Annotated in this window: 22 protein-coding genes; 21 read left to right on the forward strand and 1 reads right to left on the reverse strand. The window is 33.0% G+C overall.

From position 1 onward, the window contains the following. Nucleotides 1–55 precede the first annotated feature (55 nt). The 15 genes from HMPREF1534_RS15185 to HMPREF1534_RS15115 all read left to right on the forward strand — a co-directional run bounded on the left by HMPREF1534_RS15185 (nt 56) and on the right by HMPREF1534_RS15115 (nt 13497). Nucleotides 56–622 (forward strand): UpxY family transcription antiterminator, encoded by a 567-nt coding sequence (locus HMPREF1534_RS15185; protein ID WP_005937271.1) that lies wholly within the window; start codon nt 56–58, stop codon nt 620–622. Between the two features lie 130 nt (nt 623–752). Continuing rightward, a complete protein-coding gene (locus HMPREF1534_RS15180) occupies nt 753–1877 on the forward strand; it encodes an MraY family glycosyltransferase (protein ID WP_018452280.1) in 1125 nt (374 codons plus the stop codon). A gap of 4 nt (nt 1878–1881) precedes the next feature. Further along, nucleotides 1882–2280 carry a sugar 3,4-ketoisomerase gene (locus HMPREF1534_RS15175; protein WP_005937275.1) on the forward strand — a complete coding sequence of 133 codons (399 nt, stop codon included), beginning with the start codon at nt 1882–1884 and terminating at the stop codon, nt 2278–2280. Then, entirely contained in the window at nt 2277–2693 is a 417-nt protein-coding gene (locus HMPREF1534_RS15170; RefSeq protein WP_005937277.1) for a sugar 3,4-ketoisomerase, read from the forward strand. Before HMPREF1534_RS15175 ends, HMPREF1534_RS15170 begins: the two co-directional genes overlap by 4 nt. Next, nucleotides 2693–3223, forward strand: a complete 531-nt coding sequence (locus HMPREF1534_RS15165) for an acyltransferase (protein ID WP_005937280.1) — start codon at nt 2693–2695, stop codon at nt 3221–3223. The genes HMPREF1534_RS15170 and HMPREF1534_RS15165 overlap by 1 nt, the downstream gene beginning before the upstream one ends. Further along, entirely contained in the window at nt 3220–4326 is a 1107-nt protein-coding gene (locus tag HMPREF1534_RS15160) for a DegT/DnrJ/EryC1/StrS family aminotransferase (protein WP_005937283.1), read from the forward strand. Before HMPREF1534_RS15165 ends, HMPREF1534_RS15160 begins: the two co-directional genes overlap by 4 nt. A 2-nt stretch (nt 4327–4328) precedes the next feature. Then, nucleotides 4329–5249, forward strand: a complete 921-nt coding sequence (locus tag HMPREF1534_RS15155; protein WP_005937286.1) for an alpha-1,2-fucosyltransferase — start codon at nt 4329–4331, stop codon at nt 5247–5249. Nucleotides 5250–5281: 32 nt separating this feature from the next. Beyond that, nucleotides 5282–6718 (forward strand): O-antigen translocase, encoded by a 1437-nt coding sequence (locus tag HMPREF1534_RS15150; protein ID WP_005937289.1) that lies wholly within the window; start codon nt 5282–5284, stop codon nt 6716–6718. Nucleotides 6719–6728: 10 nt separating this feature from the next. Further along, nucleotides 6729–7661: a glycosyltransferase family 2 protein gene (locus HMPREF1534_RS15145; protein WP_005937292.1), complete on the forward strand. Its 933-nt coding sequence runs from the start codon at nt 6729–6731 to the stop codon at nt 7659–7661. A gap of 20 nt (nt 7662–7681) precedes the next feature. Next, nucleotides 7682–8500 (forward strand): glycosyltransferase family A protein, encoded by an 819-nt coding sequence (locus tag HMPREF1534_RS15140; RefSeq protein WP_005937295.1) that lies wholly within the window; start codon nt 7682–7684, stop codon nt 8498–8500. 10 nt (nt 8501–8510) lie between these two features. Next, nucleotides 8511–9323: a hypothetical protein gene (locus HMPREF1534_RS15135; protein ID WP_005937297.1), complete on the forward strand. Its 813-nt coding sequence runs from the start codon at nt 8511–8513 to the stop codon at nt 9321–9323. 15 nt (nt 9324–9338) lie between these two features. Then, nucleotides 9339–10523, forward strand: a complete 1185-nt coding sequence (locus tag HMPREF1534_RS15130; protein WP_005937300.1) for a hypothetical protein — start codon at nt 9339–9341, stop codon at nt 10521–10523. Continuing rightward, nucleotides 10507–11589 carry a glycosyltransferase family 4 protein gene (locus tag HMPREF1534_RS15125; RefSeq protein WP_005937302.1) on the forward strand — a complete coding sequence of 361 codons (1083 nt, stop codon included), beginning with the start codon at nt 10507–10509 and terminating at the stop codon, nt 11587–11589. Before HMPREF1534_RS15130 ends, HMPREF1534_RS15125 begins: the two co-directional genes overlap by 17 nt. 3 nt (nt 11590–11592) lie before the next feature. Continuing rightward, complete coding sequence (locus tag HMPREF1534_RS15120) at nt 11593–12366, forward strand: glycosyltransferase family 2 protein (protein ID WP_005937303.1); 774 nt, start codon at nt 11593–11595, stop codon at nt 12364–12366. A gap of 48 nt (nt 12367–12414) precedes the next feature. Beyond that, nucleotides 12415–13497: a GumC domain-containing protein gene (locus HMPREF1534_RS15115; protein ID WP_005937312.1), complete on the forward strand. Its 1083-nt coding sequence runs from the start codon at nt 12415–12417 to the stop codon at nt 13495–13497. 296 nt (nt 13498–13793) lie between these two features. Here HMPREF1534_RS15115 and HMPREF1534_RS15110 read toward each other — a convergent pair whose 3' ends face one another. Beyond that, nucleotides 13794–14957, reverse strand: coding sequence for an IS4 family transposase (locus HMPREF1534_RS15110; RefSeq protein ID WP_005937314.1), 1164 nt, complete (start codon nt 14955–14957; stop codon nt 13794–13796). A 184-nt stretch (nt 14958–15141) separates the two neighbouring features. Here HMPREF1534_RS15110 and HMPREF1534_RS15105 point away from each other — a divergent pair, with 184 nt between their 5' ends. From HMPREF1534_RS15105 to HMPREF1534_RS15080, 6 genes are all read left to right on the forward strand, one after another. Then, nucleotides 15142–15903, forward strand: coding sequence for a UbiA prenyltransferase family protein (locus tag HMPREF1534_RS15105; protein ID WP_081619658.1), 762 nt, complete (start codon nt 15142–15144; stop codon nt 15901–15903). Between the two features lie 3 nt (nt 15904–15906). Continuing rightward, nucleotides 15907–16500 (forward strand): HAD-IB family hydrolase, encoded by a 594-nt coding sequence (locus tag HMPREF1534_RS15100; RefSeq protein ID WP_005937318.1) that lies wholly within the window; start codon nt 15907–15909, stop codon nt 16498–16500. Between the two features lie 130 nt (nt 16501–16630). Continuing rightward, the gene (locus HMPREF1534_RS15095; protein ID WP_005936264.1) at nt 16631–16999 is read left to right on the forward strand and encodes a hypothetical protein; all 369 of its coding nucleotides are present in this window, start codon (nt 16631–16633) and stop codon (nt 16997–16999) included. A gap of 1 nt (nt 17000) precedes the next feature. Then, nucleotides 17001–17345 (forward strand): IS66 family insertion sequence element accessory protein TnpB, encoded by a 345-nt coding sequence (tnpB, locus tag HMPREF1534_RS15090; RefSeq protein ID WP_005936267.1) that lies wholly within the window; start codon nt 17001–17003, stop codon nt 17343–17345. Between the two features lie 88 nt (nt 17346–17433). Further along, nucleotides 17434–19215 carry an IS66 family transposase gene (gene tnpC / locus HMPREF1534_RS15085; protein WP_005936270.1) on the forward strand — a complete coding sequence of 594 codons (1782 nt, stop codon included), beginning with the start codon at nt 17434–17436 and terminating at the stop codon, nt 19213–19215. Between the two features lie 79 nt (nt 19216–19294). Continuing rightward, nucleotides 19295–19681 carry an EamA family transporter gene (locus HMPREF1534_RS15080; RefSeq protein ID WP_005937321.1) on the forward strand — a complete coding sequence of 129 codons (387 nt, stop codon included), beginning with the start codon at nt 19295–19297 and terminating at the stop codon, nt 19679–19681. Nucleotides 19682–20057 lie beyond the last annotated feature (376 nt).

Below are 20057 nucleotides of genomic sequence, written 5' to 3' on the forward strand. Positions count from 1 at the left end.
TCTATTATTAAATTTATGATAATAGATATGTACTAAAATGCTAATTATGAGTTTTATGAATTCAGAAAAAGAAGCGCTTGATTTACCTGCTATTGTGACAGGTAACGGCGAAGCCTACCCAAAGCAGTGGTTGGCTGTGTACGTTCGCCTTTATCACGAGAAGAAAACAAGTGCTCGCCTAAACACTATGGGAATTGAAAATTTTCTTCCGATACAAGAAGAAATACATCAATGGAGTGACCGCCGGAAAAAAATATCCAGGGTATTGATTCCTATGATTGTATTTGTTCATGTAGATGCTTTGGAACGGAAGAAAGTGCTTGAATTATATTCGGTGAATCGGTATATGGTGAATCGTGGCGAAAGTGTGCCGTTGGTCATACCCGATGAACAAATGGAGCGATTTCGGTTTATGCTCGATTATTCGGACAGTACTATTTCGCTCAACGATCCTTCTTTGATACCCGGTGAAAAAGTGCAGGTAATAAAAGGACCTTTATCGGGACTACAAGGAGAGTTGGTTACTGTAGACGGGAAGACCAAGGTTGCCGTTCGCATTGCAGCGTTGGGATTTGCTTGTGTAGAGATGCCCATAGGATATATAGAAAGACTTAATAACTAGACACAAAAACTAAAAGAATGGACGTAATTTCGCAAAGATGGGGTAATGGTAGGTATTATCATATCTGTTGCTTGAATTATGATTTATCTCGTAGTGAGAATACTTATTCTTTGGTTTTATAATTTGAATTATGATGGATCATTTGGTAATAATCTTAATAGGCTTCGTGCTGGCTATCAGTTTGGCACGTATTATTATTCCCAATATTATCATCATTTCGAGAAGGAAAGGATTGTTTGATCTTCCTGATGGAAGAAAGGTTCATAGACGTCCCATTTCGCGCTTGGGCGGAGTTTGCTTTTTCCCCACCATACTTTTTGCTGTTACATTTTTGGTAGCATTATGCAAGAAGGCGGGATGGTTTTTCTGGATGGATGGTACCACTCAATTTCCGGAACTTTTATTGTTGTGTAGCGGTTTGACCCTGCTTTTCATTGTCGGTATTGCCGATGATTTAGTAGGAGTACGCTGGCGTCAGAAGTTTCTGGTACAGATTTTTGCGGCAGCTATGTTCCCATTGGCAGGTTTATATGTGAATGATTTTTATGGGATGTTTGGTATTTATTCCATTTCTGTATACATCGGAGTACCCTTGTCTATTTTGCTAGTTGTATTTATTACAAACGCCATCAATTTAATTGATGGTATAGACGGTTTGGCTTCCGGGCTTAGCATTGTCGCCCTGTTTGTATATGGTAATTTATTTATATATAATGGACTTTGGCTATACAGCCTTTTAGCCTTTACTACTATCGGTGTGTTACTTCCTTTCTTTTATTACAATGTATTTGGTCAGGCAGAGCGTGGCAAAAAGATATTCATGGGAGATACCGGCAGTTTGACTTTAGGTTTTATTCTCAGTTTTCTGACAATTAAATATACAATGAACCAATATGTAATGATGAATTTCAATTATAATGGTGCCATATTGGTTGCATTCAGCGTATTACTGGTTCCATGTCTGGATGTAATTCGCGTTGTCATCCGCAGAGTGCGTAATGGTAAAAGTCCTTTTTTGCCGGACAAAACGCATATTCATCATAAATTTCTTGCCATGGGATTTACTGTCAGAAAAGCGATGATAACTATTTTGTTCATTTCTTTTTTGTTTAGTTTAAGTAATATCCTCTTAGTTAGCTATATTGATAATACACTGTTATTTATTGTGGATGTAGCAGCCTGGACAGGGATGCATATGTATATGGATAAAGTGATTGAGAGAAAGAAAGCTATTAATAATGTAACAACTGATTAATTATATGATGGATGCACATATTATAAATCTTCCAAAGTTCTTGGATAGAAGAGGTAATTTGTCTTTTATAGAAGAAAATAACCATATTCCTTTTAAAATAGAACGTGCTTATTGGATTTACGATGTACCTGGGGGAGAAGCCAGAGGAGGACATGCATATAAAGAAAATCAGGAGTTTATTGTAGCTCTATCCGGTAGTTTTGATGTGATGCTGGATGATGGGGTAGAGCAAAAGATTTTCTCATTGAATCGGTCGTACTATGGATTATATGTTCCCAAGGGCTTGTGGCGGTGTATGGATAATTTTTCAACGAATTCTTTGGCTCTTGTATTATCATCCACTCCATATACTCTTTCTGATTATATATATGATTATGAACAATTTAAGAGCATGAAGAAATGAAGCAAAGTAGTGTCTATGATTGTACGATGATTGAGTTGGATAAACATCATCATGAGAAAGGGAATATAACAGTGGTTGAAAATGGAAAAACAGTTCCTTTTGAAGTAAAACGTACATATTATCTTTATGATGTGCCGGGGGGTGAAAGTCGTGGAGGACATGCTCATAAAGAACTTAGCCAACTCATTATTGCTGCCAGTGGAAGTTTTACAGTAACATTGGATGATGGTAATGTTAAACGAACTTTTTTATTGAATCGTCCATATCAAGGCTTGTATATTGTTCCGGGAATCTGGAGAACATTAGATGATTTTTCGTCAGGGTCGGTATGTTTGGTTTTAGCTTCACATAAATATGATGAGAACGATTATATTAGAGATTATGATAAATTTATAAGATACAAAAAAGATTAATGGCAAGAATCCATCCTCTATCAGATGTAATGTCTCAGAATATTGGTAATGAGACAAATATATGGCAATTTTGTGTTGTGTTTCCTCAAGCCAGAATTGGGGATAACTGTAATATTTGTGCTAATGTGTTGATTGAGAATGATGTTATAATTGGAAATAATGTAACAGTCAAGTCAGGTGTGCAAATATGGGATGGTGTTGAGATTGAAGATAATGTCTTCATTGGTCCTAATGTAACTTTTACCAATGATTTAGTTCCACGGTCAAAAGTTTATCCTCAATCATTTGCTCGGACAATAATCAAAAAAGGTGCTTCTATCGGTGCCAATAGTACAATTATAGCGGGGCATTCTATAGGGGAATATGCTTTTATAGGAGCAGGAAGTGTGATAACAAAAGATATACCTCCTTACACAGTGTGGTTTGGAAATCCGGCAAAACACCAAGGATATGTAACCAAAGAGGGTGTTTTACTGGATATTAATTATAAAGATAAAGAAGGAAATACACATATACTAGATTTATTATGATAAAATTCTTAGATTTACAAAAGATAACAGCTAAATATGCTGATGAAATACATGAAGCAGTGAATCGTGTTGTAGACTCTGGATGGTATTTACAAGGTTCAGAGAATGAGCGGTTTGAAGCAAACTATTCTGCATATATAGGTACTAAATATACAATAGGGTGTGCAAATGGATTGGATGCATTAATTTGGATATTTCGGGCTTATATAGAAATGGGTATAATGAAACCGGGTGATGAAGTAATTGTACCGGCTAATACTTATATAGCATCGATTTTAGCAATTTCGGAAAATGGACTGAAACCAGTATTAGTAGAGCCGGATATTACCACTTATCAGATAGATGAAAATAAAATAGAAGCAGTTATAACAGAACGCACTAAGGCTATTTTAATAGTGCATTTATATGGACAATGTGCGTATACTGAAAAAATAGGAGATCTTTGTAAGAGATATAATTTGAAGCTAATTGAAGATAATGCACAAGCTCATGGATGTAAGTACAATGGTCGAAAGACTGGTTCACTTGGAGATGCGGCAGGTCATAGCTTTTATCCGGGAAAGAATTTAGGAGCTTTTGGAGATGCGGGTGCAGTTACAACCAATGATGAAGAATTAGCGACAATTATTCGTGCTGTTGCCAATTATGGTTCTACTCGTAAATATGTATTTAAATATATTGGTCGTAATAGTCGTTTGGATGAAATTCAAGCTGCTGTTTTAGATGTGAAGTTGAAACATTTGGATGAGGATGTAATATTGCGTAAAGCAGTTGCTAAATATTATATTGAGAATATAAAGAATTCATTAATAACAGTTCCGGTAGTGAAGGATTGGGATGCTCATGTGTTTCATATATTTACGATACGATGTAAATCCAGAGATGAATTGCAGCAATACTTAGTAGATAATGGAATTCAAACAATTATTCATTATCCCATTCCTCCGCACAAACAAGAGTGCTATAAAGAATGGAATGATCTTTCATTTCCTATCACTGAACAGATACATGATGAAGAGTTAAGCTTACCAATGAGCCCTGTAATGACTATGGAAGAGGTAAAAGAGGTTGTTGATACCATTAATGTTTATAAAATGAAATAAATATGGTAAAGGAAAAATTTAAGTCTTTGATCAGATTACTATTTCATTTAAGTTATAAACTATGCATTAAAATAGGGATTGCTTCACCGACAATTGTAGTTCGGATGGATGGAGGAATTTGTTCTCAGATGCATCAGTATTTAATTGGTCAAATTTTTAAAGAAAGAGGAACTAATGTTGAATACGAATTAGATTTTTTTAAATATAATGGAAAAGATATTAATGGCGTTCATGTTAGAAATTTTGATTTATTAAAAGCTTTTCCATATCTAAATTTTAAATCTGCTTCTTCTTTTAAATCTCATTTTTATTCTTTAGTTTATAATTATGTGGGTAATTATCCTTATGAACTAAGTACAAATTGGGTTGATTTATTGCCACCACGGATATTGTCTGGTTATTATGCTGATCCTTCTTATTTGTATTATCCTTTGTTCCAAAAAGTATTTCATATTTGTTCAAAGGATATATTAGACTTTGAGAATCAGCATATATGTACAATGATTGAAAATCATAATTCTATTGCTGTTCATGTTAGAAGAGGAGATTTAGCTGAATATAACATAGCCTATGGATATCCTGTCACAATTAATTACTTTGTAGAGGCTATAAAATATATCAAGGAAAAAACTATAGATCCTGTCTTTTATTTTTTTTCGGATGATAGAAATTATGTAGAGCAAGAACTTTTACCTATTATCCCTGTTAAAATAGAGTATAAGGTTGTTCAAAATGGTTCAGAAAAAGGATATATAGACTTATTTCTTATAAGTATGTGTAAACATCAAATAACAAGTAAAGGCTCATTAGGTAAGTACGGTGCATTGTTGGGGATGAATAAAGAAAAAATGGTTTTAGTTTCGAAAGATGATACACAAACTTTTATGTTTGATAATGCTCCATGCCTCAAGATAATAATTTAATGTCTACAAATTCAAATTCATATAAATCGATAATGAAAGGTACTGCTATTTTTGGCGGTACTCAATTTTTTGCAATTTTAGTTAATCTTATAAGAGGAAAACTTGTTGCATTATTTCTTGGGCCAGAGGGTATGGGAATATCTTCATTAATGATGTCTTCTATGAATACAATTCAGCAATTTAGTTCTTTAGGACTAAATTTATCAATTGTAAAAGAAATATCAAAGGCAAAAGAAACAGGTAAAGAAGAAAAATTGCTACTTGTTATATCAATAGCTCGTGCTCTACTTAGAATAACAGCAATAATAGGGGCGCTCTTTACCATTTTATTTAGCCGTTTCTTGAGTAATATAACTTTCGGCAATGTAGATTACTATTGGTATTTTATTTTATTATCTATTGCGGTGTTTTTTACTACAATGTCTAATGGAGAATTATCTATTCTTCAAGGATATAGGGCTATTAAGAAACTAGCGTATGCTTCTATTATAGGGTCTTTTACAGGGCTTTTTGTGGGAGTCCCTTTATATTATTGGTTTGGATATGATGCAATAGTTCCAGCTATGATTGTTCTTTCTCTTGTAAATTTTCTTTTTTACAGATATACAAGTTATAAGCTTACCATTAAAAGTATAATATTTAAATGGAAAGAACATTCTCCGTTAATTAAAAAAATGTTATTATTGGGTATTACTTTAATGATTGCATCTCTATTAGGAACTTTAGCAAATTATATACTTAATACCTATATAGGAAGGTATGGCTCTTTAAATGATGTTGGTATGTATCAAGCTGCTAATTCCATTACTAATCAATATATTGGAATTGTTTTTACGGCAATGGGATTAGATTATTTCCCTCGTTTGGCTGCTATATCTCAGGATAATGTTAAAGTGAAAGAAATGGTAAACCAACAAATAGAAGTGGTACTTTTTTTAATGGCTCCTTTGTGTTGCTTTCTGATTTTATTAGCCCCATTGGTTATAGAAGTACTGTTAACGAAGGAATTTATGGGCATTATTTCTTTGATTAGATGGATGGGGATTGGTTTGTTTTTTAAAGCATTTGCTTTTCCACTAGGATATATATCTTTTGCAAAAGGGGATAGAAAAACTTTTTTTTGGCTTGAAGGAGTTATGGGAAATTTAATGTCGTTGGTATTAGGTATGATAAGCTATTTTATTTGGGGACTTATGGGGATGGGTATATCATTGTGTATTACTTATATTCTTTGGGGAGGGCTCTATAATATTATAACTAAACGATTGTATGAGTTTGAACTTAGTACTAATACATATAAAATACTTGCTGTGCTTATAATATTCATTTCACTAACTTTCTTATTTAGCTTTTTGAATGATACTTTTTTTTCTTATGTGTTTATGGGTTTGTCAACTTTTATGTGTAGTTTGTTTTGCTTATTTCATTTGAATAAAAGATTGAAGTTTATAAGATTAAAAAATAAGTAAATTATTTGTCATGAGTGATTATTATCCATTAGTATCAATAGTTGTTATTACATATAATTCTTCTAAATATATTTTAGAAACATTAGAGAGTATCAAACAGCAGACTTATAAAAATCTTGAATTGATAATAACAGATGATTGTTCTAAAGATAATACTGTTGTTCTTTGTCAAGATTGGCTTGATGTAAACAAACATGGCTTTATAAGAACTAAGCTTATTATTACTCCTCATAATACAGGAGTGTCCGCTAATTGTAATAGAGGATATCAAGAGGCACAGGGAGAATGGATTAAGTGCATTGCGGCAGATGATTGTTTGTATGAGAATTGTATAGAGAATTATATGTATTTTATAGCTAAGCATCCTTATATTAGAATTTGTCAGTCTAGAGTTCAGGCTTATATAAACCATTTTGATGAGGAATGTAGAGTTGAGAATACTTATAGTTTACCTTTAATAATGAGAGATAATGTGAATATTACAGCATATGATCAGTATAAATGTTTGTGTATAAACAATTTAGTCATAGCTCCATCTGTGTTGATGAGTAAAAAAATGTGGGAGCAACTTGATGGATTTGATGAGAATATTTCTATGTGTGAAGATTGGCCTATGTGGTTGAAAGTAACTTTGCATGGGGAAAAGATTTATTATATGGATATATATACTGTAAAATATAGAATTCATTCAGGGTCTATATTTGGAGGAACAACTAGTGATTTACTATTCAAACGTTTTTTTAAAGTTGACTCTTTAGTATATTCTTTATATATAAAGCCTTTTGCCCCTTTTTATATTAGATTTATTAATAGATATAATTATCAGATACGATATGTTTTGGATAAATTAGGCATGAATAAGCGAAAGTTATTATTTCGTTTTATATTTTATATTTTGAATTTACCTTATCGCGTTGTTTTTGATTTATTAAAAAAATATTGATCTAATAATTTTTTTAGATAATGAATACTTTTCCATTAATATCAGTTATTATTCCTTGCTACAATCAGGGGAATTATCTTGCAGAGACATTAGATAGTGTAAGTGCACAAACTTATCCATATTGGGAATGTATTATAGTGAATGATGGTTCTGACGATAATACAGAGCAAGTAGCGCAAGAATATATAAAGAAAGACAGTCGTTTTATCTATCTTTCACAAGAAAACAAAGGCTTGAGCGCTGCAAGAAATTATGGGATTGTTAATAGTAATGGGCAATATATTCTTCCTCTAGACTCAGATGATTTAATAGCTCCAACGTATTTGGAGAGGGCTATAAATGCTTTTGCAAATGATTCTACTGTGAAGATTGTGTATTGTAGGGCTAAACTGTTTGGTAAGCAGACAGGAGAATGGTTATTGCCTAAATATTCTTTAGAGAAAATGTTGGGTGTGAATTGTATTTTTTGTTCAGCTTTATATCATCGTGATAGTTTTAATATGGTTGGTGGATATAATACAAATATGAAATATGGATTTGAAGATTGGGATTTTTGGTTAGGAATTTTAGAAAGGTATCCAACATGTAGTGTTTGTCAAATAGATGAAATTCTATTTTATTATAGAATAAGGAAAAGATCTATGGCTAGACAATTAGATGATACTAAGTATAAATTTTTAAGGAAACAGCTTTGGCTAAATCACTCTCTTTTATATAAAAGATATTTCTATTCGCCTCTTGATAGTTTTGAATATTTACAATTGTTAAATTCTAGAGAATATAAATTGGGAAAATTATTACTCGCTCCAATAAGGTTTGTTTTAAGTAAAATGAAATAACTAAATATATATGTTGAGAATATTAGTAGTGTTATATAATAAGAAGGCATTTGACTCAGAAACAATTTTATCTATAAAAAACTATATTAGTGAAATAGCAATTGAAGTTCAACTGCTATTATGGAATAATTCATCAATAAAGATTACTAATGTAGAGTTGGATTTCTTAAGCTCATTTGTCTCTCATAAAATTTATGGAAATGATGGATGTAATACTTCATTATCTGAAATATATACTAGAATATACCAGGATTGTGATGATGATGATATATTGCTTATTTTTGATCATGATACAATAATACCTGAAGGCTATTTTTCGGAATTATTAATTGCAATCTCAGAAAATCCTGATATTAATTTATTTCTTCCTATAGTTAAGCATCATAATTTGATAATTAGCCCATCAAAAAATTATGGCGTTAAGGGAATTTATTGGAAAAGACCTAATTTAGGGATTCTTCCAGCTAAGCATATTACTGCGATCAATAGCGGTATGGCTATTAGATGTCAATACTTGAAACATAAATTCGTAGGATACAATTTAGAGTTAAAGTTTTATGAAACGGATAATGATTTTATGTATAAATATTGTAGAGAGAATAGAGAATTATTTGTTTTATCAAGTCAAATGAATCATTCATTAGGCTTTTATGATGATTCGGTTAATAGCAAACTAAATCGTTTTAAAGCGATGAAATTTGGACGTCTTACTCATATGAAAACTCGCGGAATGCTACTGTATTTATTGGCACAATTACAGTATTTTTATTTTGCAATAAAATGTACAGTTAAATACCATGATTTACGCTTTTTATGGTGCTAAATTAATAATTCCTCTATGAAAATAAGATTATATCATAATATTCTTTTCTTGATAGGCTTTATCTATTATTTATTGTTGCCTCTATGGATTGTAGTGCAAGGAGCGTTTGGTGATTATCCTGGTATGAAATCTGTATATCAATATTTTAGTTTTGATTATGTTTTGAGTTATTGTATTATTGTTACAATATTTTTTATCTCTTTTTATTTAGGTAGTTTTTTGCCTCTTAAATTTATAAAGAAGGAGAGGAGTAAACCATCTATTGATTTAATAATAAGTAGTAGAGACTTATTCATTATTTCATTACCCTTTTTTTTCTTAGGACAATATACAATAATGGCTAATGCTGGTAATTTATTTCAAGGATATTTAGTGGAATATGACGATGGGTTTATGGGGACTATTTCTACTATCAATATGGTTTTTCTTTTTCTATATATTTATAGTAAAGGTAAATTAAATGTAAAAAATTATTTTATTGACCTTTACTTAGTTTCTTCATTGGTAGAATTTTCTATTATATTACTTGGTATGGGATCAAGAATGTATATATTAATTCCATGTGTAACTTGTACTTTGTATTTTTTGGATAAAGGTGTCATTTCTATTAAAAAAGTTTTGGTTGGTGGGCTTATTGCTGTATTGTTTTTTTTATTTATTGGCATTTGGAGATTAGGAGATAGTGGATTTTCTATAGATTCTTTTTTATATATCGGTATTGCAGAGCCTGTTTTTACTTGGATAAGTGTGGAATCTATGTTTTCTTCAAATGAATTACCGCTTATTGCTATGCCCTATAATTTCTTTTCTTCTTTTTTGAATTTTGTTCCTACTCTATTATTTCCTAATAAAGCGGAATTTATTCAGCCAATAACTCTTAATTATGATAATCCATTTGGTGCTACTAGTTTATTAGTTTCGTTGATAGCTAATTTTGGTATTTTAGGTAGTTGTTTTGTCTTATTTTTGCTTGGCTTTTTTTTAACTAGTTTGCGATTGAATGGACGAACTTTATTTACTAAAACATATTATTATTGTATTTGCGGTATAATACCTTTTCAATTATTTCGAGATAGTATTCCAATTGTTAATAAAATGTTATTCTATAATTTTTTATTATTTCCATTTTTACTGTTTAGCATTGAAAAACTATTGTGTAAAAAATCAATAGAAGTTAGTTATGATGAAAATAATTCTTGATAATATTGTTTTTTCTCTTCAAAAATCAGGTGGTATTTCAGTCGTTTGGTATGAGCTACTTTCTCGCTTATTTAGAGATCATTTTTTAATATCGTGTATTCATTATGATAATCAGAATATATTTTCTACAAAATTATCATATATTGAAGATAAAATGATTAATAAAGGAATTTTGAGAAATCCTTTTGTGAGATATTTAAATCTACGTTTGCCGAATGAAAAAGAACAGTTTATATTTCATTCTTCATATTATCGTACCTCATCTAATCCTTTAGCAATAAATATAACTACAGTACATGACTTTACTTATGAATACTATAATTATGGGTTATCAAAGTGGGTACATTCCTTACAAAAAAGAAGAGCGATAAAACGAGCTGACTATGTAATTTGTATATCAGAAGCAACAAAAAAGGACTTATTACATTTTATACCTGAATTTGATGAAAAAAAGATAAAGGTAATCTATAATGGAGTTTCTGATGATTACTATAAAATTTCGACTTTATCTTTAAAAAAGAATGAATTACCTTTTCCTATTAGAAGTTATGCTTTATTTGTAGGAGCTAGAGACGGATATAAAAACTTCTCATTAGCGGTTAAAGCTATTGCGTCTTCTCAATTGAATTTAGTTATTGTAGGTGCTCCTCTTTCTAATGAAGAAAAGTCTTTTTTGAAAGAACATTTTGAAGATATGACTAGGGTGTTTTGTACAGGAAGAATTGATAATGTACAGCTAAATGTTTTTTATAATTGTGCATATGTATTATTATACCCATCTAAATATGAAGGTTTTGGAATACCTGTTTTAGAAGCTCAAAAAGCAGGTTGTCCTGTCATTGCATATAATGCTTCGTCTATTCCTGAAATTATAGGAGATGACTCCTTATTGATACACGAATTGTCCGTGGATGAGATACATAGGTGCTTAAAAATCTTAGAAGACGATATTATGCGTCTTCAAATAATTAATAAAGGAATTATTAACGCTCAGCGTTTTTCATGGGAGCGAATGTATGATCAGGTCGTAGAGCTGTATCATAAAGCATGGAATGAAAAAGTATAGTATATGAAGATATCGCTTATTACTGTAACATATAATAGTGCTGAAACACTGACTGATACTATTATTTCTGTTTTGGCTCAAACATATAAAAATATAGAATATATTATTGTTGATGGTGCTTCCAATGATAATACAATTGATATTGTGAAGATGTATGAATCTCAATTTGGAGATCGGATTAAATATATTTCGGAAAAAGATAAAGGTCTTTATGATGCAATGAATAAGGGTATTGATATGGCTAGTGGTGATGTGATTGGTATATTGAACTCCGATGATTTCTTTACGAGTGATTCTGTTTTGCAGATTGTTGCTCAATCATTTTTGTCTGACAAGACATTAGATGCAGTATATGGTGACGTCCATTTTGTTTCTCCAAATAATCTTCATAAATGTATCAGGTATTACTCATCTAAAATATTTAGACCTTATCTAATGCGTTTAGGTTTTATGCCAGCACATCCTTCCTTTTATTTAAGAAAAAAATATTTTGATCAATACGGTAAATATAGAACGGATTATCGTATTGCTGCAGATTTTGAGTTCCTTTTACGGATTATTTTCGTAGGTAAAATAAAAACATTATATTTACCAATTGATATGGTAACTATGCGTATTGGAGGGGCAAGTACTTCTGGTATTAGCTCGAATATATTAATAATGAAAGAACATTTAAAAGCATGTAAAGAAAATAGTATTTACACAAATAGATTGATTTTATCATTAAGATATTTTTATAAGATTATAGAAGTAATAAAGAGTAAAATACGATATTGATTAGTAATGTCAAATTCTTTTTTTGTATAATTAAACAGATTCCCTATTATGGAAAGAAGTGAGCAAGAAATAATAAAGATAGATTTCACAGCTATAGTAAAGCGGTTATTGTTAAAGCGTAAAGTGCTCTATAAAATCATTGGTATAGGATCTATATTAGGATTGGTTGTAGCATTTAGTATTCCTAAAACATATCAAGTTAAGGTTACTCTTTCACCGGAATCAGGGAAAGCAGGAGGAAATAATATGGCGGCGGGAATGGCATCTATGTTAGGATTAGGTGGATTGAGTGCTGGAATTGAACAAGATGCTTTAAATGTAACCTTATTTCCCGAAATTATAAAATCAAGTCCTTTTTTATTAGAGATATTTAATGTCCGTGTAAAAACACTTGATGATGTTCGTTCAGAGTCTCTTATTGACTATATTGATACACAAAAAAGTCCATGGTGGAATTATATTATGAGAATTCCGAGTTTAGCTATAAGTGGAGTGAAATCTTTATTATTTGAAACAGAATCTCAAGACTCTGTTCAATCATCTATTAATCCATTTCATCTTACTCCAAAACAAGAAGGAAAATTAAATTTTTTGAGGGGAGCATTAAAAGCTGAGATTGATAAAAAGTCAGAAATGACTACTATAATTGTAACTTTTCAAGATCCCTTGGTGGCTGCAATAGTAGCTGATACTGCAGTTGCCAAATTGCAGGAATATATAACAAATTACAGGATAAAAAAAGCAAAAGAGGATTGTGAGTATTTGGAAAAACTTTGTAATGAAAGGAAGCAAGAATATTATGATGCACAAATGAGGTATGCTAAATTTATGGATGCTAATCGGGGAATGAGTCTAGAGTCTGTAAAAATAGAAAGTGAACGTTTGCAAAATGCTACTTCAATTACTAACCAAGTGTACAGTCAGGTGGAAACTCAATTACAAGTAGCTAGAGCTAAGGTGCAGGAAGCTAAGCCTGTATTTGCTGTTGTTGAGCCGGCAACAGTTCCATTACATGCTTCCAGTCCTAATAAACCTTTGATTTTTATTGCATTTATATTTCTAGGATTTATGGTAGGTGTATTATGGATTTTATGGGGTGAGGACTTATGGCATAATATTCATAAGGGTTAAGAGAAGATAGTCTTTCTTACTAGAACAAATCTCTTTTCCCCATTTTAAGACTACCAATTTAATATGAATTATAATTCAATAATAAAGAAATATTATAGGTGTATTCGTATGTATTTTAATAAAATACTGGATATAAGATGTATATCATTAAAATGTTTACTGTAAAATTTTATATTTTATCACTATGGCTTATATGAGAAATATTATTACTCTTCTTCGTCCACATCAATGGCTCAAAAATTTATTTATATTTTTACCTTCATTAGTGTCCCGTTAAAATGGGACGAGTTAAACAATTAATCAAAAAGCCCCGGAATCAGGGGATCATTTAGATCTTTGACATCATTGAAATTAGTCTTGTCGAACAGGTCACGCAAGTGGGTTTTGTCAGTCAATGATATGCTGAGAATTTGCAAAACTTCATAGGTTGAACGTTTCAACTTCATATCATGTTGGACAATAGCCACAAGACAGTACGTGATAATAGCCACACTGATTTGTATGCGAACAGCGTTCTCTGTTGTGCCCCAGAATTTCTTTATCTTGAGATGCTGCTTGAGCCATTTGAAGAACAGCTCGATTAACCATCTTTTCTTATAAAGATTGGCGACATCCAGTGCAGAAAGTTGTTTTGCATTCGTCAAGAAAGTGAACTCACGGTCATCCTCTTCGTCGTAATATCGGACGAGTCTGAATGACTCAGGATATTTTTTCTCGGAGAGATATCCGGTCAGTTTCACTTCCGCATCTGTCATTATGTTCTTTGGCATTCTTCGCTTCCATTTGACTGTCTTATACTTTAAGTTTGTCTTGGCTCTGACAACAAAGAAAGAGTCTGTAAGATGTATCCTATAGAGTTCTTTAAAGGAGTCATAAGCCCTGTCGAATATATAATAAGCATTTGGTTCATAATGGATTGAAGACATTGCTGTGGAATCATGCTCTGAAGCAGTGGTTACGGTATAGAAAGCAGGAACTTGTGCTTCAATGTCGTATAAGACATGAGCTTTCACCCCTCCTTTCTTGCTTCGGAACTTTGCCCATGGGAATGTTGCAAGACACAACGGAATCGTTGTTGAATCAAACGCATATTTCTTTCCGGAAATGTCAAGGATGTTGGTCGTCCGCTTCTCGCAGGCTTCCTTCATCATATAGAATGCAAAGTCTTCGAAGATTCTGTAATCACGGTTCTGGTTGGCTGTCGCAAGAGTTGTTTTGGCTATCGGTTCACGACCTAAACCAAGATGATATTGCTTGGCCCTATGCGCCTCGAAAGCAACGATTAAGTCTCGCAGGCTTTCACGGTTACTCAGTTGTCCAAACATCATCGCGAGCATCTGATTCCAGCAAGTGAAATGTTTCACATATCTGTTGCCATCATACTTGCGAACATAGTTGTTGAACTGAGTCCTGTTCAGAAAAGCGGTTAATTGAGAGAATACGTATTTGTCTTGGAACATAGCAGCCATTTGTATTAGACTGCAAAGTTGCAAAATCAAGTCCGTTTCATTTTAAAAAACCGCGTAATTGACTATATTTCAATAATTTCAAAGAACTAATTATCCACTTTTACGGGACAGTAGTGTTTTACCTTTATTCTTTAGTCGGCATTTAGTTGACTGGGAGTATATTTATCCTTGCATAATATCTTTTGTTGCTTATTGCTTTGCAGCAAGTAGTGTTTATTGTTTTAATGATATTTGGGATGTTGCTTCGGATCGTCTACACCCTAAAAAATGTAAACGTCCTATTGCTAGTGGAAAGATATCAAGAAAGGAGGGGTATTGGATAACCTTAATTTGTATTATGATATCGTTACTTTTAGCTATATTGGGCACTATTGATAATCATCATTACCTTTTGAAAATTTTATGTTTTTATATAATAGTAAATATTGCTTATTGTATTAAATTGAAGCAGATAGCTATAGTAGATGTTTTTATTATAGCAATTGGATTTGTCTTGCGTATTTTTGCAGGTGGTTTAGTCGCAAATATTTATATTTCTCAATGGATTGTATTAATGACGTTTTTATTAGCTCTGTTTTTAGCATTTGCAAAGCGGCGTGATGATGTTGTTATCTATGAAGATACGGGTATGAAAGTTCGTCGAAATGTAAATCGTTATAACTTACAATTTATGAATCAGGCACTTGCTATTATAGCTTCTGTTACAATGGTATGTTATATTATGTACACAGTGTCGGATGAAGTTATAGAGCGTATGCATACATCTTATTTATATGTTACTTCTATTTTTGTTTTAGCTGGTATAATGCGTTATTTGCAATTGACTATAGTAGATGTAAAAAGTGGGAGTCCAACCAAAATATTAATGAAAGACTTATTTATACAAATATGTATCCTTAGTTGGATACTGTGCTTTTGGGTAATTATTTATTTCTAGGTTATGGATAAAAGAGAAATTGTTGTTTTTGATTTTGATGGTACTTTAACTACAAAAGATACGTTACTTGAATTTATAAAATTCTCACATGGGAAATTTTCTTTTTATATGGGACTTTTACTTAATTCTCCTATTTTGATAGCTTATAAATTGAAAATTTATCCAAATTGGAAGGCTAAGCAAGCTCTTTTTACTTATTTTTTTCATGGAATAAGCTATAGTGAATTTCAAATGTTGTGTGTTGATTTTGCATCAAAAATAGAATATATTAAAAATCCTATACAAATTGAAAAGTTAAATGCTTATTTACGCAATGGGGCTAAAGTATATGTAATTAGTGCAAGTATAGAAGAGTGGATAAAACCTTGGTGCCAAAAATATGGCGTACAGAATGTATTAGGAACAAAAATAGAAATAGATTTATCTGGAAAATTAACAGGTAATTTTTCTTCTAAGAATTGCTACGGACAGGAAAAAGTAAATCGTCTATTGGAAAAAGAACCAGATCGAACTAATTATATTTTATATGCTTATGGTGATAGTGCGGGAGATAAAGAGATAATAGAATTTGCAGATTATGGTTATTATATAAAGTAACTTAGTATAGTTCATTTTTTTTGTGGAAAAGTGAACTCGTATTTTAAATATGTAAGCATTCTATTTTCCGCCTTGACGCACATTATTCACAAACCTACCTTTGCGCCATAACCAAATAACAACAATGATTATGGCGAAAGAAAAAGTAAACTATCAGGAGGTATATGACCTCTACCAGTTATGCAGCGAGACCAAGGATCTTCGCGAGTTCTGTGCGGATTATGGAGTAAACTACGACAAGTTCATGAACTGGCAACGTCATCAGCTTTGGAGCGAGAAGTTAGGCAAGACAGTTCAGGTTGATCAGCCCAAGGTTGCTAAAGTCCAGATAACCGGTAAACCTTGCAACAGTCCAACTGTTAAGATGGAAGTGAAACAACCGGAAGGCGAACCTCCTATTAAGTGGGTGAAACTGCAATTGACATCTGGAGCGACATTGTTTCTGAGAAACACCAGCGTTCTTGATCTGAGTCTGTTGCTTAATAAAATGATAGGATGATATGCTTGGACTGAGTGCTAACCTGAACTATTACCTGTTCAACGGTAATGTGGATTTACGGAAAGGCATCTTCCGTTTGTGTGAAAGTATAAGGCAAGAGATGTCACTTGACCCTAGTGATGCGTCCAATGTATATATGTTCATGTCCCGTAACCGGAAGGTCGTCAAGATACTTCATTACGAACGCGGTTTTTATGTGCTTTACGAGAAACGTCCTGTCATTGGAAAGTTCAAGAAACCTGTGTTTGACGAGGTGTCAAAATGCTACCGGATACAGTGGTCTGACATGGCTTACCTGACGGAAAGTATCGTAGTCGACAGAATGTATGTAACTCCTAAAGAATGAATAATAAGGCGTTGATTTACAATGGAATAATACAAAAATAATCGATAAAAAGTTTGCGTAACTGCCTGATTTTTCGTACCTTTATATCATGATTGATGAAAGAGCATACGAGTTACTTTGCTGCCAGCTGGGTCTGGCGAATGAGGAAAAAGCAGGGCTTCGCAAACAGAATAAAGAACTGATTGCGAGGCTTGAGTCTATTGAAAAATCCAACAAGGAGAACTCAAAAACTCTGATTGATACAATCAATGACCTCAAAGAATCCCTCGAAAAGCAATCAACCACGGTTGAACATTACAGGAAAGAAATGGAACTTATGAGGAAGCAGCTTGAAGCAAAAGACGAGGTGAACATGATGCTTGCAAACGAGATATCCAATCTCAGACTTCAGCTTGAAGACAGCAGGAAACACCGTTTCGGCCGTACATCTGAGCAAAGAAGGCTGCTGAACAACCGTAACATTGACAAGTCTGCAATGGAGAAGTCCGAATATGACGGTTCTGACAAGAAAGGTGATGATGATAATAAGGCCAATGGTAACGAAGCTGGTGGCAATACCTCTTCCGATAACGCAACAGCACAGAACAGCAAGCCTTCAAGAAGAAAGGAAACCGCACCACGTGCGGAAAAGACCAGGCTGAAGGTGGACAAGGTAGTGGTACATGAAATAGAAGACTATTACCAACTCCCGGATGGTGCAAGGCTTATGAACCGCAACGGAATGGCTGATGTGTGGGAATACAGGTTTATAGAACATGTGCGTGCCCATAACGTGGAACATGTGTACAAGGTGGCAAGGGTAAAGCTTGCAGACGGCACTTTCACTAACACGATGGAGCATCCCTTGAAAAACCTTGGAGGAATCTTCTCTCCTGAACTGCTTGCCCGTCTGCTTTGTCTGAAATATGACTTCAGCATGCCTGAGAACAGACAGATAAGACTGCTTGCAAGAGAAGGCATCCATATAAGCAATACCACGCTGAACAGCTATATCCACAACGGAATCTCCAGGCTTAGGGAGTTTATGGAAGATGTCTTCAAGAAGTTTGTACAACAGGCAAAATACCTTATGGTTGATGAGACTACCGAACTCGTTGGAGTTGAAACACCGGAAGGTAAGGCTTACAGGAGAAAGTACTTATGGGCTTTCTTTGCAAAGCATGTCAAGTTGGTTTATTATCATTACAATAACGGCAGCAGAGCATCTGATGTGGCAAAGACCTTCCTTGATCATTTTATGGGATCTATATCTACAGACGGATATACGGTTTACAGAATGTATGACGGAGAAGGCTCAAAGGTGCTTCATATAGGATGCTGGACGCACTGCAGGAGGTTGTGGGTTGATGCTTTGCCATCAGACAGGACGGCGATGGACATAATAGATTCTATCGGTGATTTATTCAGGAATGAAGACCTGTTCCGCACAATGAAACTCAGCAGTGAGAAGATAAAGGAAAAAAGACTTAAACTTACGGGACCTGTTCTTGAACGTATACATCATAAGGTGGTCATGATGATGCAGGATGCGAAGATCATGGCTAACGAACTGATAAGAAAGGCTGCGAACTACACGATAAACCAGTGGAAATCCTTGAGAAATATCCTCAAGGACGGTTCAGCGGAAATATCCAACAATCTCTGTGAGCAAAGAATGAAACCTGTAAAGCTGCTGCTCAAGAACTGTATGAATATAGGAAGTGAGGCAGCCGCAGAAAACTCGGCATTCATCTTCTCCCTGATAGAAAGCTGTAAGTTGAACGATATAGATCCTCAGGATTACCTGAAGCACTTGTTTGAATGTATTCTTCATGGTAAGGACTGCGACAAGAAGGCTCTTCTGCCATGTTTTTATAAATCGGAATGTTAAAACTAAACTATTTTCTTACGGACATTTTTATTTTATCGGCTGAAAAACAGCCGATAAAATTGTCGTAGCGGAAAATAGAATGGTTACTTTAAATATAGTACAGCTAGTAATTATGGTATATATTATTGCTTTGATTAGTATAATGTTAGGTGCATTTGCTCAATATCTATTAAAAGTGGGCGTACAACAAGTTATATGGTATAAAGATGAGGGTTTTTATACTTTGATGAGTGGACTTATTAATATGCGTTTGCTAAGTGGCATATTGTGCTATGGATTAAGTTTATTATTTTGGCTTTATGTTTTATCAAAGATTGAATTAAGTAGAGCTTATCCTTTAGTAAGTTTAGGCTATGTGTTTACTCTTTTATTAGGGCATTTTTTATTAAATGAGTCTGTTACATGTAATAAAATTATTGGTGTATTTTTTATTATGGTTGGAGTATATTTTATCTCCAGAATGTGATTCCTTGGTTTAAATTGTAAAATAGTTGAAATGTATTTGAATAATTTTTTATCGCAAAATCAGAATAATCGATGGGGATTTTTCTGTATATTATTATATGGGCTTTTGGTTGGATTTCAAGGATTTGACTTGTGTGACGAAGGGTGGACAATGACGGCTTATCAACAAATTTTTATATGTCCACAAAGTGTAGAATATAATTTCTTATATTATGTTACTCTTTTGGTTGGAGGTTTGTGGGAAAAACTTTTTGGTTGGGGAGGATATTTGTCTTTTCGTCTTCCTTAATTCCGCAACATAATTGATAATTATTTTTATAAGTTCCTGAGCAACATTTTGTTGCCCAGGTTTTTGCCATGTCAGCGTTTTCACTTAC

The organism is Phocaeicola massiliensis B84634 = Timone 84634 = DSM 17679 = JCM 13223, assembly GCF_000382445.1.
Taxonomy (GTDB): Bacteria; Bacteroidota; Bacteroidia; order Bacteroidales; family Bacteroidaceae; genus Phocaeicola; species Phocaeicola massiliensis.

Excerpts from the sequence above, each read along its gene's own strand:
- HMPREF1534_RS15185 (WP_005937271.1), top strand. The coding sequence starts at position 56 with ATGAATTCAGAAAAAGAAGCGCTTGATTTACCTGCTATTGTGACAGGT.
- HMPREF1534_RS15180 (WP_018452280.1), top strand. The coding sequence starts at position 753 with ATGATGGATCATTTGGTAATAATCTTAATAGGCTTCGTGCTGGCTATC.
- HMPREF1534_RS15175 (WP_005937275.1), top strand. The coding sequence starts at position 1,882 with ATGATGGATGCACATATTATAAATCTTCCAAAGTTCTTGGATAGAAGA.
- HMPREF1534_RS15170 (WP_005937277.1), top strand. The coding sequence starts at position 2,277 with ATGAAGCAAAGTAGTGTCTATGATTGTACGATGATTGAGTTGGATAAA.
- HMPREF1534_RS15165 (WP_005937280.1), top strand. The coding sequence starts at position 2,693 with ATGGCAAGAATCCATCCTCTATCAGATGTAATGTCTCAGAATATTGGT.
- HMPREF1534_RS15160 (WP_005937283.1), top strand. The coding sequence starts at position 3,220 with ATGATAAAATTCTTAGATTTACAAAAGATAACAGCTAAATATGCTGAT.
- HMPREF1534_RS15155 (WP_005937286.1), top strand. The coding sequence starts at position 4,329 with ATGGTAAAGGAAAAATTTAAGTCTTTGATCAGATTACTATTTCATTTA.
- HMPREF1534_RS15150 (WP_005937289.1), top strand. The coding sequence starts at position 5,282 with ATGAAAGGTACTGCTATTTTTGGCGGTACTCAATTTTTTGCAATTTTA.
- HMPREF1534_RS15145 (WP_005937292.1), top strand. The coding sequence starts at position 6,729 with ATGAGTGATTATTATCCATTAGTATCAATAGTTGTTATTACATATAAT.
- HMPREF1534_RS15140 (WP_005937295.1), top strand. The coding sequence starts at position 7,682 with ATGAATACTTTTCCATTAATATCAGTTATTATTCCTTGCTACAATCAG.
- HMPREF1534_RS15135 (WP_005937297.1), top strand. The coding sequence starts at position 8,511 with ATGTTGAGAATATTAGTAGTGTTATATAATAAGAAGGCATTTGACTCA.
- HMPREF1534_RS15130 (WP_005937300.1), top strand. The coding sequence starts at position 9,339 with ATGAAAATAAGATTATATCATAATATTCTTTTCTTGATAGGCTTTATC.
- HMPREF1534_RS15125 (WP_005937302.1), top strand. The coding sequence starts at position 10,507 with ATGAAAATAATTCTTGATAATATTGTTTTTTCTCTTCAAAAATCAGGT.
- HMPREF1534_RS15120 (WP_005937303.1), top strand. The coding sequence starts at position 11,593 with ATGAAGATATCGCTTATTACTGTAACATATAATAGTGCTGAAACACTG.
- HMPREF1534_RS15115 (WP_005937312.1), top strand. The coding sequence starts at position 12,415 with ATGGAAAGAAGTGAGCAAGAAATAATAAAGATAGATTTCACAGCTATA.
- HMPREF1534_RS15110 (WP_005937314.1), bottom strand. The coding sequence starts at position 14,957 with ATGTTCCAAGACAAATACGTATTCTCTCAATTAACCGCTTTTCTGAAC.
- HMPREF1534_RS15100 (WP_005937318.1), top strand. The coding sequence starts at position 15,907 with ATGGATAAAAGAGAAATTGTTGTTTTTGATTTTGATGGTACTTTAACT.
- HMPREF1534_RS15095 (WP_005936264.1), top strand. The coding sequence starts at position 16,631 with ATGGCGAAAGAAAAAGTAAACTATCAGGAGGTATATGACCTCTACCAG.
- tnpB (WP_005936267.1), top strand. The coding sequence starts at position 17,001 with ATGCTTGGACTGAGTGCTAACCTGAACTATTACCTGTTCAACGGTAAT.
- tnpC (WP_005936270.1), top strand. The coding sequence starts at position 17,434 with ATGATTGATGAAAGAGCATACGAGTTACTTTGCTGCCAGCTGGGTCTG.
- HMPREF1534_RS15080 (WP_005937321.1), top strand. The coding sequence starts at position 19,295 with ATGGTTACTTTAAATATAGTACAGCTAGTAATTATGGTATATATTATT.